This is a genomic window from Chryseobacterium sp. OSA05B, from assembly GCF_019970065.1.
Classification (GTDB): Bacteria; Bacteroidota; Bacteroidia; order Flavobacteriales; family Weeksellaceae; genus Chryseobacterium.
The window spans coordinates 31529-45313 of the sequence record NZ_JAHXYH010000005.1 but is presented as its reverse complement, the minus strand read 5'-3'; the positions used below and the strand labels follow the sequence as shown (position 1 = coordinate 45313).

The window sequence follows — 13785 nt, the reverse complement described above, 5'->3', positions numbered from 1 at the left end:
TTTCAGTGATGACAAGAAAAACTTTCATTAAAAGAGTAGCACAGCTTTCATTGATAGGAGCGTTCCCTGCATTATATTCCTGGCAGGTGGAACCTTTCTGGGTAGAATTTGTCCAAAGAAAGTTACCGGTTAAAAATCTTCCGGAAACATTAGAAGGGAAAACGCTGATGCAGATATCAGACCTGCACGTCGGAGACCGTTTCGACTGGAATTTTCTGATCGATTCCTTTGAGAAAGCAAAACAGTTTAATCCTGATTTTGTAGCATACACAGGAGATTTCGTCAATCACGGAACGGTAGAAGAGCGCGAAGACTTGAAGAAAGTAATGAACCAAGCAGTCCATGGAAAGCTGGCAACATTCGGGATTCTTGGAAACCACGACTACGGAAAGAACTGGGACGATGTAGAATGCTCAGAAAACATCTGTGATATTCTTGAAGATTTAGGAATCAATATGCTTAAAAACAATGCTGAAGAAAGTCACGGTCTGAACTTTATCGGGTTTGAAGATCTGTGGTCACCTAATTTCTATCCTGCGGAAGTGATGAAAAATTATGATCCTTCAAAAGCCAATATAGTGCTCTGTCACAATCCGGATGCCTGCGACAGAGATATATGGAATGGCTATCAGAGCTGGATTCTGAGCGGTCATACCCATGGAGGACAATGTAGAATTCCCGGAGTCATCACACCGGTTCTTCCTGTAGAGAATAAAAAATATGTCTCAGGGGAAATAGATCTTCAGGACGGAAGAATGCTCTACATAAACAGAGCCATCGGCCATTCCTTCCAGATAAGATTTATGGTCCGTCCGGAAATTACCGTCTTTACTCTAACACAAGCTTAAAATACTTTATCGATGAAAGATCATCACATAATAAAACTTGGAAAATACATTTTCGGATTGTGCTTTGCGCTCGGGAACATCTGCCTTTTCGGTTATCTGATCACTGACATTGATGACTTTGCTTACTATGGCTTTCTTTTGCTCATTTTCGGAACAGCTTTAAATCTACCTGTTGCATTAGTACTGTTGATTTATGGAATTACTCATGAACCCAAGTCTGATGCCTGTCTCAAATCTATCGGTATAATGATGATCAATATTCCCATTGCCATAATTTACGCTGTAATAGGACTTCATATAATCTAAAAAAATAAACATTATGAAAAAAGTACGTGTTCAATTTCTGCTTTTTGTCTACGATAAAACCCAGAAACTTTACAGAAAATATTTTAAAAAGAAAAAAAGACAGTGGCAGTTCAATGAAGAACAGCTGCTGCAGTTCCAGGAAGATTCTTTAGGACGAAAACTGGGCGAGTTCTATAAAAAGCACGGATTTTCCATGATCCCGAAAATGGAAGACCATGACGTCCATCACCTGATCACCGGATGCGGAACTCATTTCGAAGATGAGGTTGCGATGCAGTATCTGCTTCTTGGAAATGGTAAGCTCAATGCCCATTTGCTGGCTGCTGTTGTATTGGGAACGCTCATCCTTCCAGAGTACCTGAAACTGTATATGAAAGCATATCGAAAAGGGCAAAGCATGCGACCATTTTACCACTGGGATTTTGAAAGCCTGTTATGGCAGAATTTCGATCATCTGAAAGACTATATCCAGCAGAAAGAAACCGCACCGCTCTATTAATGATAAGCCATGAAGAAAATAAAATACACTGCGCTGGGCAGAAATACTTTTTTGACCTCGTTTGTATCAGGGACTTTAATCTTAATCTGTTACCTGATCACAAAAGCAGACCTTCTCATGGTATTCGGGTTCTATTTTGTGATCCTTGCAGCGGTGGTCAATTTGCTGATTCTGCTGTATGAGCTGATGGAATTCCTGATCCATATTCCTGATAAGAAATCCTCCGGAAACTCCGTATTGCTCCTTCTTGTCAATATTCCCATCACCATCCTTTATATGGGTATCCTCATTGATTTTAAACTGTAAACCATCAGTTTTTAAATCAAAAAAGACATGAAGAACCTTTAAGAATATAAGATTAATTAAGAAAATCAATTTGATTTTTAAGTTTAAAGCGGAGCTATCTCTTAATATTCTTAAAATCTTACCTATTCTTAATGGTTTAACTCATTAACTCATTAAATGTTTCAATCTTTCAATTTTTAAATCTTTAAAATCATGAAAACACATCACTATATATTCTTTACAGCCGCCTTGTTTGTCATCGTATTCTACGATCAGGACATCGGATTGAATCTTGGTATTCTTGCCATTGTTTATGCATTGCTTACTTTGTTCAAAACTCCTGAGAGAAACAGGACCAGAACTTTCCTGATACTTTTTGTTACAAGTATCATGTCAAGCTTTGCTTTTATCTGGTACAGGGACTTTTCTTCCTTGCTGGCGGTTGTAAGTTCCATTCTTTTGCTGGGCTACCGATCAAGAAACAGAACACTTAAAATACTGTTCCTGATCCCGGTTTTTATCATCAACAGTTTTACCTCCATTTTCCGGTTTTTCAGCTTTGATGCATGGCTGCCGAAAAAGAATATTTCCGGTGTGTGGCAGAAAACATTGGCTTTCATTGTGATTCCGCTTGTATTTATCTCTATATTTTTCGGAATCTATTCTGCGGGAAGTGATCATTTTGCGGCACTTTTCACAGATTATGAGCTGGATATTGATGTATGGCAGCTGTTATGTCTTTCGGTTCTGGGCTTTTTTATTGCGTTCAATTACTGGAACTATGCAGTGGAAAGATTTATTTACAAGAAAAATTATCTGCTGGATGATAACTTTTATAATCAGGCTAAAGTTCAAAAAGCCACTTATTCTTTTCTTGATCTCGATGCAGAAAGAACCAGCGGAGTTATTTCATTCTTTTGCCTGAATATTTTATTGGTATTTTTCATCATCACTTACAATTACGAACAGTTTTATGAAGTTTCAAAAACTCCCGTTCAGCTTTCCGAGGAAACCCATGAGAGAGTGAATGCGGTGATCATGTCGATTGTGATGGCGGTGATGGTAATCATGTTCTATTTTAAATCCGGATTCAATTTTGATCCTAAAGCAAAGCTGATGAAAACGCTCGCAAGAATCTGGATCATTCTGAATGCAATTCTGGTATTTTCCGCAGCACTGAAAAACTACGAGTACATCATCACCTACGGATATACTTACAAAAGGTTGGGGGTGTTTGCTTTTCTTCTGCTGGCACTGATGGGTCTTGCTCTTACCTTTATTAAGATTCAAAAGCAAAAAAGAAATGCATTCCTGTTCAATGTGATGACCTGGTATTTTTATGGAACAATTTTGGCTTGCAGTTATGTCAACTGGGGCGGAATCATTACCTCCCAGAATATGAAACGTAAAGATTTTGCGGTGAATTATCACTTTGAGCAGATCAGTTTCAGCGAAAGAAGGCTGCTGAAGTATGCGGATGAAAAGAATGATCTGCAGCTTAAAAAGAAAATACTTGACAAAGTTAAAGGAGAAAAAGGCAAGCCTTTCCTTTCAAAAATCCTTTACTACGAAACATTAAAAGATTAGTTATTATGAAAAAATCCTTATTGTTAATTCCATTGATTATTATTTCATGTAAAAAAGAAGCGAACATAACAGAAACTCCGAACAAAGATTCTGCTGTGATCACAGAAATGCCTGATGTTGCCGCTAAAGCAGATTCAGCGGCCATCAGAAAGCAAGATTCAATCATTAACAATGCTCCCGTTACCAAAGAAGTACTCCGCAAAGGTGTGATGAGAAGTGAAAAAGAAGGCCAGATTATAAGAACGGCAGATGCATCTCAGCTTCCTTTCACACTGGGAGAAGAATTCACGAAAGACGGTCAGGAACTTGTTTTAAAACTAACCCATTATGATAAACCGACTATTAAAGCTAAAATTTCAACGAATGAAAAAGACTTTAATATCAGATTTAACCAGATTAAACTTCCCAACGGAGACTATGACGGACCTTTCAGCAGAGAAATCACTTACGAAACCAAAGGTACCGGCGAAGTCTGGCTGATCATCGGTAAAAGCAATATGGCTTCCGGAAATACAAAAGGAAGTTTTAATGTAAGTGTAGAGTAAGTTTTATCCCTTTGGTATAATTTCTGCAAACTCATTACTAAAGTTTAAAAGTTATGAAAAATATATGGTTAATGACGGCAGCGGTTTCAGCAGTAGTAGTAAGCTGTGGAACGGTGCAGTCACTGGTTCAGAACACATTCCCTTATACCGCCAGTGTTTTGGTGTCTACGGGAGTTCCGGCCGATAAAGAAGTTTCCTCAACATCGACGGCTACCAATGTGCAGACGTGGTTTGGAGGAAACAATAATGCGAAAATTAAGGATGTTAGAATTTCTGATGCCAAAATCTCTGTAGTATCTCCTTCAGGTGGAAACTTAAGCGCAGTGAAATCTGTGAAAGTATATGTTTCATCCAGCGGAACAGGAGAGAAATTGGTAGCATCTCGTTCCAATATCACAACAGACTCTTCCAGTTTAAATCTTGACCTGAATGATACGGGATATCTGGATGAGGTGGTAAAAAGTTCAGGACTTACCGTAAGAACAGTCTATGAGTTGAAAAACCAGACGACTTCGGATATGAATCTTAAAATAGCCCTTAATTTCAACAGTGTTCCAGCGAAATAATTTTTGTACCGTTTAAGATAGAGTAGGTTGTCCTGAAAAGGCAGCCTATTTTTTTGTAAGTTTTTATTCAGATAATTGTGTCAGAACTTCAAGCGCTTTTTCAGTATCTTTTGTATTCACAAAAATGTGGTCATGGTAATAGGCTGCTACGACATTACAGCTGATATCATTTTCAGAAAGTGCTTTTGAAAAAGCAGCCGTTAATCCCACGGCTTCCAGAGAAGAATGTACTGTGAGAGTGATCCAGGACATCACGACGGAATAGTCCAGTTGTAATCTGTCTGCAGTTTCCTTTTTTACAATAAGGGTAAATCCTTCGTCTTCTCTGAAGAGCATTTCAATTTCATTCAGATTAAAACTGTTTGTACTTTTAGTCGTACAGAAAACATAGTCACCCGGATGGTGTTTGGGTTTCATACTTTTTAAAAGCTTTTCTAAGTCTTTTTCTCCGTTCATTTTTATTTAAGTTAAAAAAGAAAACAAGATACATCTATTTTTTAAAAGCAAAATGAGGTGACCCAAATCCGGATCACCTCATTATAAATTTTAGTAACTGGTAGTGTTTCAGGATGCGGGTTTCGTGGTTCAGACCGGCAACTCTAAAAACCCAATTCAGTTAAATATATCTGAAAGATTTGATATTACAGTTTAGTGAATTTTTCAACTACTCTTCTTTGGCCTTCAGTGATATTGATGATGTACTGACCTGTAGGAAGATTCGAAGTATTGATTTTTTCATCCGGTGAAACTGAACCTTTTGTAACGGTTCTTCCATGCATATTGATGATCTCGAAATCAAGTTTTTTATCATCATTGCTGTGAATCGCAACAGAGTTGGTCACAGGATTCGGATAAATCTTAATTTCTAAAGGAGCCTGAACTTTGACATTAGCTTTAAGACTTCCTTCCAGTTGTAATATGGCATTTTTTACATTCGGGAAAGGACCGATTTTTTGATTAACCACAGTACCGCCCTGAGGAATTCCTGTAGAGATTAACAGGTTTTTCATAGCAGCCGGAGTAAGATACTGACCTGTATTCTGGTAATAATAAGACTGGATCAATGTAGCTGCAGAAGCTACCACAGGAGTTGCAGAGCTCGTTCCGCTGAAATAATTATAAGTTCTGTTATTGTCGTTATCATACTTTTGGTAAGACCCGTATCCTGCCGCAAGAACGCTGCTTCCCCAGCCCTGTACATCCACACGGTTTCCGAAGGTACTGAAGCTTAGTTTTGAATGGGTTGTGTTTGGAGAACCTGCCCCCACAATGATGGCACCGCTGTTTCCTCTTGCTCTGTACGCTGCATAAAAGGGATCATCAAGATTCTGATTTCCGTTTCCTGCTGCTGCGATGATGATAATTCCGGAGTCTGTAGCTGCTTTCGTTAGATCCCAGATCACGCTATCATATTCTGCAGGGCAATACTGGCCGTCTTTCCCGCCGGTCTGCATTTCATATAAAATAATATCTCCGGCCTGCGATGCATTGATGGATCTGCTTACCGCGGAAGCTCTATTGTATCCCACAGTAGTCCATTCCATATAGCCTTTGATTTGGGAAGCACTGTAGGCCGCCCCTGAAAGACCGATATTATCCTTTACAGAACCCAAAATACTTACCACAGCCGTTCCGTGATCGCGGTAGTTATTATTGGCTAATCCTGCATTCGGGCTATATCCTGGTTCCAGCTGGATAGAATTTTGATTGGAAAGCATCTCGTGAGTCTTGTAAAAACCATATTCTACATCACGGATTCTGATATTCTGTCCTGTGATTCCTCTGGACCACGCATATTTTGCATTGATCCCGGGGTTGTCATTAAGGTACGTCTGAAGGCTTTCCAGATCAGGAGTTGCTACAAATGCTTTAACGAAAGGAGGTTCAATAGGTGTGCTGCTCATCACGGAAACATATTCCACTTCAGGGAATCTTTCAAGCGTGTGCGCCAGCTTTTCAGCATCTTCATTGTTTTGTAAAGGAATATTTACTTTGAATATCCTTCTCAGTTTTTCAACAGATTCACCGGAATTACCGTTGGCTCTGCTGTCTTTGACCATTTCTTCAATTTTCTGGTTACTAAAACCAAGATCGTTCACGAACGAAATTCCATTGGTTTTGACAAATTCTGCCAGTTCCGGATTTCCGAGTGCTGCTTTTTCAGAAGTTATGTTTTTTGAAAAACATACATAAATGTTCGGGTTGGGCTTATCATTTTTCTCCGATGGATTCTGGCCGTAAGAAAGGATAAAGCCGAAAATAAATAATGTGAAAAGTCTAATTTCTGTTCTCATAATATCTTATTAAATGGTTGTTAATCAAATATATAATTTATATCACAAGAAATGGAAAAATAGAATGAAATAAATTAATTTTATTGCACAGTTGTTAATTGTAATCGATAATTGATGCAAATGTTGATAAAATTAATCTAAATCACGTTTTTGTGAAATTAAATTAATGACGAAAAATTTAATATCTGCTTTCGGTTGATGTTAAAATATTGATGAGGGAATTTAGTTGATATACTTCATCTTAAGAAGTATTCTGCGAATATGACCGGTAATGAATTTATTATTATTGGTCAGCCAGATAATAGAAATCTTTTTTTCAGGAATCATGATGAGGTGGGATTTGAAACCTCCCTGATCACCGGAGTGCTCTATGACGTTTACATTTTCTTCTGTTGAAGTGTCGGCGTAAAAACCTTTGTGAACAAACCATGTTCCCGTGTGGTAAACAGGTTTTTGGCCATTCCAGTGTTCAGGTTTATAGAGGGTATTTGCTGCTTCAATAACAGAGCAGTTGGTAAATTTACATTGATTAATTGCGGTAATGTATTTTTTCAGATCTTCAATAGAACTCCAGACACCGCCGTTTCCGGCAGCAGCAAAAGTGGGGCATTCGCCATAGTCGTATTCCGTGTATACTTTATCTTTCAGAATATAGCCGTGTGCCACATTTTTTTCAGGATAGCTTCCATTTGTGATACGGCTGTTCTTCATTCCGGAAGGTTTGAAAATATGTTCTCCGATGAAGCGCTGCCATTTCATACCGGCTGTTTTTTCAATGACCAGCGCCAGTCCGTTGTAGGCGGGATTGGAATAACTGAATTTTGTTCCCGGTTCAAATTTCAGCGAATCGGCAGATTGTAAAGGCCTGAAATTTTCCTCATCCTTTGCTGTCAGGTAAAAGATGCTGTCTTTCTCCACATGTCTGAGATCCGGCAGTCCGGAACTATGGGTAAGAACATGACGGAGCTTGATGTTAGAGGCAATATTCTTATTCTTAAAATCCGGAAAAAATTTCAGCAGGCTGTCGTCGGTTGAAAGCTTATGTTGATCCTGAAGTATCAGAATACCGTAAGACACAAAAGTTTTGGAAATAGAACCAAGATTCGAAACCGTTTTGGTGGTAAATTTTTCCTTGGTCTTCAGATCAGCCAATCCAAAAGAATTTTCATACAAAACCTTATTTCCCTGCTGAATCAGAATAGCCCCGCCCGGTTCGTCTGCCTTAAATAATTCTGAAAATGCAGAATCAAGTTTTGATTTTAAAAGATCCTCGCGCGTTTGGGCAAAGCTTGTCAATGGGATGCTGAAAGTGACTAAAAGTCCAAATAGTAATTTAAAATTAAAGGGCATGAATAAGGTGTTTGATTTCAAATCTTAAGTTGTAGCTGTCAATAGTATTTTCTGACGGATCAGTTTTTTGTGATGGAATCCATGACGATCGTCACGGGGCCGTCGTTAACAAGGGAAACCTTCATGTCTGCCCCGAAAATTCCACTTTCGGTTTTTAATCCGGACTTAGCGATTTCTTCTTTGAAATAATCAAAAAGAGGAATGGCTTTATCGGGTTTTGCAGCTTTGATGAAGGAAGGGCGGTTGCCTTTTTTATAGTCAGCGATCAGGGTAAATTGACTGATGCAAAGAATTTCTCCTGAAATGTCCTTTACGGAAAGATTAAGTTTGTCATCTGCATCACCGAATATTCTCAGATTTAGGATCTTCTGAACCAGCCAGTCTGCATCTGCTTTTTCATCATTTTCATCAATTCCGGTCAGCAGCATCAGTCCTTTCCTGATTTCCCCTACAATTTTTCCGTCTACTTTTACACTGGCTTCAGAAACTCTCTGGATAACGATCTTCATTTTAATAATAAATATTTAAAGTTTTGGTGGCAGGATCATAATTGTTAAGATAGGTTTTAGGTGGAAGAGAAGTGGGTGATCCTGACTGTGGCTCACCTGTTCTCAGGATCCATTTGGTGTTATCCTTAGGACACAGAATGCTGATATTATCCTTTACTTCAAGAGTGGTATTGCTGTCCGGGCAAAGGTGAGGGGCATTTCTGTCATAAGCTTTAAAGTTATCCCCCACACGCACTACAATCAGTCCTCTTGTACCGGCCTGTTGCTCGTTTACATAAATCCAACCTCCATCATAAGTCAGATTGTAATAAGCAGGGAGGTTCAGATTTAAAGTTACATTGATAGGGTTGCTGGGAAAACAGCTTACGGTGTCTTCTCTGCTTCCGCATGAGTTTATAGTTAAAATACTGAAAATCAGTATCGTTAAAATAGAAAGGATTGAAAAAGTTTTTTTCATTTCAATTTAAATTTTTATATATTTGTAAAAGTTAAACGATATAACACGTAATACATTGTCCGGCAAATGTCGGATTATTTTTTTATACCAAACCTAAATTTTGAAAATTATGGCAAGCTATGTAACAAAGGAGGGACAAGAGAAAATGAAAGCTGAGCTGGAACAGTTAGAAACTGTGGAAAGACCAAAAATTACCATGCAGATCGCAGAAGCAAGAGATAAAGGAGATTTATCTGAAAATGCTGAATATGATGCGGCTAAAGAGGCTCAGGGGATGCTTGAAATGAGAATTTCCAAGCTGAAAGATATTATCGCAACTTCCAAGATCATAGATGAAAGTCAATTAGATACTTCAAAGGTTTCCATCCTTACTACTGTAAAACTTAAAAACAATGTGACCAATCAGGAGCAGGTGTTTACATTGGTACCGGATAATGAAAGCGACCTTAAGACAGGAAGGATTTCTGTAAATACGCCTATTGCAAAAGGATTGCTTGGAAAAGTAATCGGTGAAACAGCTGATATTACATTACCCAACGGAAACAAACTTTCTTTCGAAGTATTAGAAATCACTCTATAATCTAAAGTACGATATCCGCAATCTTATTTCAAAAATCTAACCTCTAATTTCTACCCTATGAGCAGTATATTCACAAAGATCATTAATGGCGACATTCCCTCTTATACCATTGCAGAAGATGATCACTTTATCGCGTTCCTGGACGCAATGCCTTTAGTGAAAGGACATACCCTTGTAGTTCCCAAGAAAGAAGTCGATCTGATTTTTGATCTGGACAGTGAAGAATATAAAAACCTTTGGGGATTTGCCCAGCAGGTCGCCAAAAAGATTAAAAATGCAGTGCCCTGCGTAAGAGTGGGCGTAGCTGTAGTAGGACTTGAAGTTCCTCATGCCCATATTCACCTCATTCCCTTAAACAAGGTGGAAGACATGAACTTCAAAAATGAAAGACTGAAACTAACAGACGAAGAATATAAAGAGATTCAAAACTCAATTATTTCTTAAAAGCATAAAATCGTAAAAAAGAAATTTTTTACGATTTTCTTTAACATTATTATATAGTATGAATTCAAACCAATGTTCTTTCTGCGGCAGAAAAAGAAATGAAGTACAAATGCTCATTTCAGGGCAGACCGGCTTTATTTGCGAAAACTGCATCGAACAGGCGCATGTTATCGTAAAAGACAGCGTTTCTAAAACGGGAACTTCTCCGGCAGAAAGTATAGACGAACTTAAAAAACCGAAAGAGATCAAAGAATTCCTTAACCAATATGTTATTGGACAGGATCAGGCGAAAAAACAGCTTTCGATCGCGGTATACAATCATTATAAAAGACTGCTTCACGCTCAGGATGAGAACAGGGAAGTAGAACTGGAAAAATCAAATATCATCATGATAGGCGAAACCGGTACAGGAAAAACGCTTCTGGCAAAAACCATTGCTAGAGAGCTTAACGTTCCTTTCTGTATCGTAGATGCTACTATTCTTACGGAAGCCGGCTATGTAGGGGAAGATGTGGAAAGTATCCTTTCAAGACTTCTGATGGTGGCTGACTATGATGTGGAAAAAGCAGAAAGAGGAATTGTATTTATCGATGAGATTGATAAAATCGCAAGAAAATCTGACAATCCGAGCATTACAAGAGACGTTTCCGGAGAAGGGGTACAGCAGGGATTGCTGAAACTTCTGGAAGGAAGTATCGTAAACGTCCCGCCTCAAGGAGGAAGAAAACACCCGGATCAGAAATATATCCAGGTGAATACGCAGAATATCTTGTTTATTGCCGGTGGAGCTTTTGACGGAATCAAAGATATCATCGAAAGAAGAATGAACAAGCAGGCCATTGGCTTCAGTTCTGAAAAAATCAACAATACGGACGAAGAAAAATATGTATTGACAAATATTAATGCCATTGACCTTCGTACTTTCGGATTAATTCCTGAACTTTTAGGAAGATTCCCGATCATTACTTACCTGGATAAACTGGATAAAGAGACCATGGTAAGAATTATGAAAGAGCCTAAAAATTCGATCATCAATCAGTTTATTGAACTGTTCAAAATGGATGGCACGAATTTGGTATTTACAGACGGCGCTGTCGAAAAGATAGTAGAAGAAACCATTGAAAAAGGATTGGGAGCCAGAGGTTTAAGAGGGACCACTGAAAAAGTTCTGGAGGACTATATGTTTTCAATAGGAGAGGAGAAAGAAATCATATTAACGGAGGATAATATTTTTGTTAATAAATAAAATATTTTTTTTTCTTTAAAAAAAAATCTTACCTTTGCGGGTGAAGATTGTATTAACACACAAATAATTTATACAATGAGAAAAAGTTTATTTGCTATAGGTCTTTTAGCAATTAGTTACTCTGTTCAGGCGCAGGTACTATGTCACGTTGACACTAATGCTAATATGTATGTGAGCGAAGGCACCCTTGTTTATAGTGGTGGAGGTGTGCAGACGAAAGGTAATGGCCTTTTGGATGTGCACGGAAACGTTATGGTTGTAGGTACAACCGGAGATGCTTTTAAAACAATAGACGCCGCCGGGGGAGATAAAACCGACGGTGGAAATATCGTTTTAAGACTTAATACTCCAGGGAATACCGACGACGCATCTACTTATGGACAGTTATATGTCGATGGTTTAAACCAGGCACAGATTACTGGAATCGTAAGTAAAGAATTCAGAACCAAGAAACATGGTAATGGAGATTTTTATCAGCAGGTGGCAATGCCTTTCTCTGGTAAAGTTCTGAACACATTATCCACTGAACTTGGTAAAACATTTGGAACTGTAAGAAGAAGTAAAAACGAAATCCTAAAATGGAACAACACAGCAGCTGTTGCCGATTTTACAGATTTATCCGTTCCTACAACTGATGCTACCACCTATTATATGTTGGGATCTGCCAATAATAATCTGGATACCAGTAGCTCGCTTCATACCGTTAATGGTCGCCCTTATACTTCACTGGCAGCAAACACAACTCTTCAAAACGGAGGAAATGTGAGTTTCGGTGTTGGAGGAACGACGATCAATGGATACAATGAAAGATATAACACGTATCTTCAGGATCAGTTTGAAGTTTCAATTACTCCTTGGGGGAATACATACGGTAAAAATATTTACCAGTTTGGAAATCCTTTCTTAACTAATCTTGACTTATCAAGAATAGGGTATATCGAAAACGGAGGAACTACGGACGGAAATAATATCTCTAATATTTGGGGAGTAAGATACGACCCGGGAACAGTAGTAGTAGGAGCTCAGGGAAATGCATCCAGTACAGGAGCATTGATCCAGACCTATGCTGCTAACGGAGTACCAGTTGGTGATATCGGTATGATTATCAAGCCAATGCAGACTTTCGTTCTGAAATTGAGAGATAATACAGTTCAAACCTTAAATTTTAATACCCTTAGAAGATTTAACCAAACGGTTAGATTAGCCGGTACTGATTATAGTGTGACTGCTGCCAAAAACGGTAGTAAGAGCATTGACGGAACGGTAAAACAGCTTGGGGTAATTGGTTTAGATGCTAACGGAAACGAAGTGGCAAGAACCTATTATGTAGTTTCACCTAATGCGACTACAGGTCACCAGACTTCTATAGCAACTACAGTTCAGGCTACGGCTACAACTGAGAACATGATCGGTACATTTGAAGAAGCTTTAAATGGTGGTTATGATTCAAACTATACAGCACAATATTGGTTATATATCAATGAAGCCAATGAAAATAACTTTAAAGGAAAAAATGTTAAACTTGTAAACTATAAGACTGATAAAGTTAAATCTTACAAGTTCGAAATAAGAGAAAACGGAGAGTTGGTTCCGACAGGAACACATTTACTGTCTGCTGGTATAGGTTTCTACTATAAAGCATCAAACGGGACTGTACAGCAGGCAACACAGGGAGGTATTGCACCTAACGCTGTTGCATCTTACGATTTATATTATGGTGATCCAAATAATGTGGTGTTAGGTACAAAAGATACAAGTAGCGTACCTTCAAGAACAATGGTGGTATATAATCCAGAAATTACCAACTACATTGTTAGATTTGATCCAAACTGGAAAAAAGCAGATATTGAAGTTTATGATATGAGCGGTAAACTGGTTATCTCTAAAAAGGCAGTTGATGCATCTAGGGATTTTGTAATTGAGCTTAACGGCGCTGTTAAAAATTCTTATGTTGTAAAAATTGTTTCTGATAAAGGAGAAACCGTTAACACTAAAATCTTAAAATAAATATTATGAAAACTATTAATAAACTAGTACTCGCTCTTTTCTTATTCGGAACATTTCTGGTCAAGGCGGACGAAGTTCCACCAGTACCTGGAGGAGGTGGTACCGGAGGTGTAGGCCCCGGAGCTGCTGCATCACCTATTGACATGTATGTTTATCTGCTGTCTGTAGTGGCCATTGCACTTATTCTATTCTATACAAAGAAATTAAAAAGCGTAAAAGCCTAAAATTTTATTAAAATAACATTAAACTCTCTGATTAATCA

17 protein-coding genes are annotated in these 13785 nt (G+C 38.3%); 12 read left to right on the top strand and 5 right to left on the bottom strand.

The annotated features are described in order from the left end of the window. Nucleotides 1-8: 8 nt before the first annotated feature. The 7 genes from LC419_RS18310 to LC419_RS18280 all read left to right on the top strand — a co-directional run bounded on the left by LC419_RS18310 (nt 9) and on the right by LC419_RS18280 (nt 4636). Nucleotides 9-848: a metallophosphoesterase gene (locus LC419_RS18310; RefSeq protein WP_223608714.1), complete on the top strand. Its 840-nt coding sequence runs from the start codon at nt 9-11 to the stop codon at nt 846-848. Nucleotides 849-860: 12 nt separating this feature from the next. Beyond that, complete coding sequence (locus tag LC419_RS18305) at nt 861-1154, top strand: hypothetical protein (protein ID WP_223608713.1); 294 nt, start codon at nt 861-863, stop codon at nt 1152-1154. A 13-nt stretch (nt 1155-1167) separates the two neighbouring features. Continuing rightward, nucleotides 1168-1653, top strand: coding sequence for a Coq4 family protein (locus LC419_RS18300; protein WP_072924993.1), 486 nt, complete (start codon nt 1168-1170; stop codon nt 1651-1653). A gap of 9 nt (nt 1654-1662) precedes the next feature. After that, on the top strand, nt 1663-1959 hold the full coding sequence (locus LC419_RS18295; protein ID WP_223608712.1) for a hypothetical protein: 297 nt from the start codon (nt 1663-1665) through the stop codon (nt 1957-1959). A gap of 192 nt (nt 1960-2151) precedes the next feature. Continuing rightward, complete coding sequence (locus tag LC419_RS18290; protein ID WP_223608711.1) at nt 2152-3525, top strand: DUF4153 domain-containing protein; 1374 nt, start codon at nt 2152-2154, stop codon at nt 3523-3525. A gap of 5 nt (nt 3526-3530) precedes the next feature. Then, complete coding sequence (locus LC419_RS18285) at nt 3531-4070, top strand: hypothetical protein (protein WP_223608710.1); 540 nt, start codon at nt 3531-3533, stop codon at nt 4068-4070. A gap of 53 nt (nt 4071-4123) precedes the next feature. Continuing rightward, entirely contained in the window at nt 4124-4636 is a 513-nt protein-coding gene (locus tag LC419_RS18280; RefSeq protein ID WP_223608709.1) for a hypothetical protein, read from the top strand. Nucleotides 4637-4699: 63 nt separating this feature from the next. Here the strand turns inward: LC419_RS18280 and LC419_RS18275 are convergent, their stop codons facing one another. The 5 genes from LC419_RS18275 to LC419_RS18255 form a co-directional block, all read right to left on the bottom strand. Further along, complete coding sequence (locus LC419_RS18275; protein ID WP_223608708.1) at nt 4700-5092, bottom strand: ACT domain-containing protein; 393 nt, start codon at nt 5090-5092, stop codon at nt 4700-4702. A 185-nt stretch (nt 5093-5277) separates the two neighbouring features. Next, entirely contained in the window at nt 5278-6930 is a 1653-nt protein-coding gene (locus LC419_RS18270; RefSeq protein ID WP_223608707.1) for a S8 family peptidase, read from the bottom strand. 222 nt (nt 6931-7152) lie between these two features. Next, nucleotides 7153-8280 carry a serine hydrolase gene (locus LC419_RS18265; protein ID WP_223608706.1) on the bottom strand — a complete coding sequence of 376 codons (1128 nt, stop codon included), beginning with the start codon at nt 8278-8280 and terminating at the stop codon, nt 7153-7155. A 59-nt stretch (nt 8281-8339) separates the two neighbouring features. Continuing rightward, complete coding sequence (gene dtd, locus LC419_RS18260) at nt 8340-8789, bottom strand: D-aminoacyl-tRNA deacylase (protein ID WP_223608705.1); 450 nt, start codon at nt 8787-8789, stop codon at nt 8340-8342. 1 nt (nt 8790) lies between these two features. Next, on the bottom strand, nt 8791-9246 hold the full coding sequence (locus LC419_RS18255) for a hypothetical protein (protein WP_223608704.1): 456 nt from the start codon (nt 9244-9246) through the stop codon (nt 8791-8793). Nucleotides 9247-9355: 109 nt separating this feature from the next. On the opposite strand from LC419_RS18255, the gene greA reads away from it, so the two are divergent. The 5 genes from greA to LC419_RS18230 all read left to right on the top strand — a co-directional run bounded on the left by greA (nt 9356) and on the right by LC419_RS18230 (nt 13747). Further along, nucleotides 9356-9826, top strand: a complete 471-nt coding sequence (greA, locus tag LC419_RS18250; protein ID WP_223608703.1) for a transcription elongation factor GreA — start codon at nt 9356-9358, stop codon at nt 9824-9826. Between the two features lie 57 nt (nt 9827-9883). Then, complete coding sequence (locus LC419_RS18245) at nt 9884-10270, top strand: HIT family protein (RefSeq protein ID WP_223608702.1); 387 nt, start codon at nt 9884-9886, stop codon at nt 10268-10270. 58 nt (nt 10271-10328) lie between these two features. Further along, nucleotides 10329-11516 (top strand): ATP-dependent Clp protease ATP-binding subunit ClpX, encoded by a 1188-nt coding sequence (gene clpX, locus LC419_RS18240; RefSeq protein ID WP_223608701.1) that lies wholly within the window; start codon nt 10329-10331, stop codon nt 11514-11516. Between the two features lie 75 nt (nt 11517-11591). Beyond that, on the top strand, nt 11592-13523 hold the full coding sequence (locus LC419_RS18235) for a T9SS type A sorting domain-containing protein (RefSeq protein ID WP_223608700.1): 1932 nt from the start codon (nt 11592-11594) through the stop codon (nt 13521-13523). Nucleotides 13524-13528: 5 nt separating this feature from the next. After that, the gene (locus LC419_RS18230) at nt 13529-13747 is read left to right on the top strand and encodes a signal peptidase (RefSeq protein ID WP_223608699.1); all 219 of its coding nucleotides are present in this window, start codon (nt 13529-13531) and stop codon (nt 13745-13747) included. Nucleotides 13748-13785: the final 38 nt, after the last annotated feature.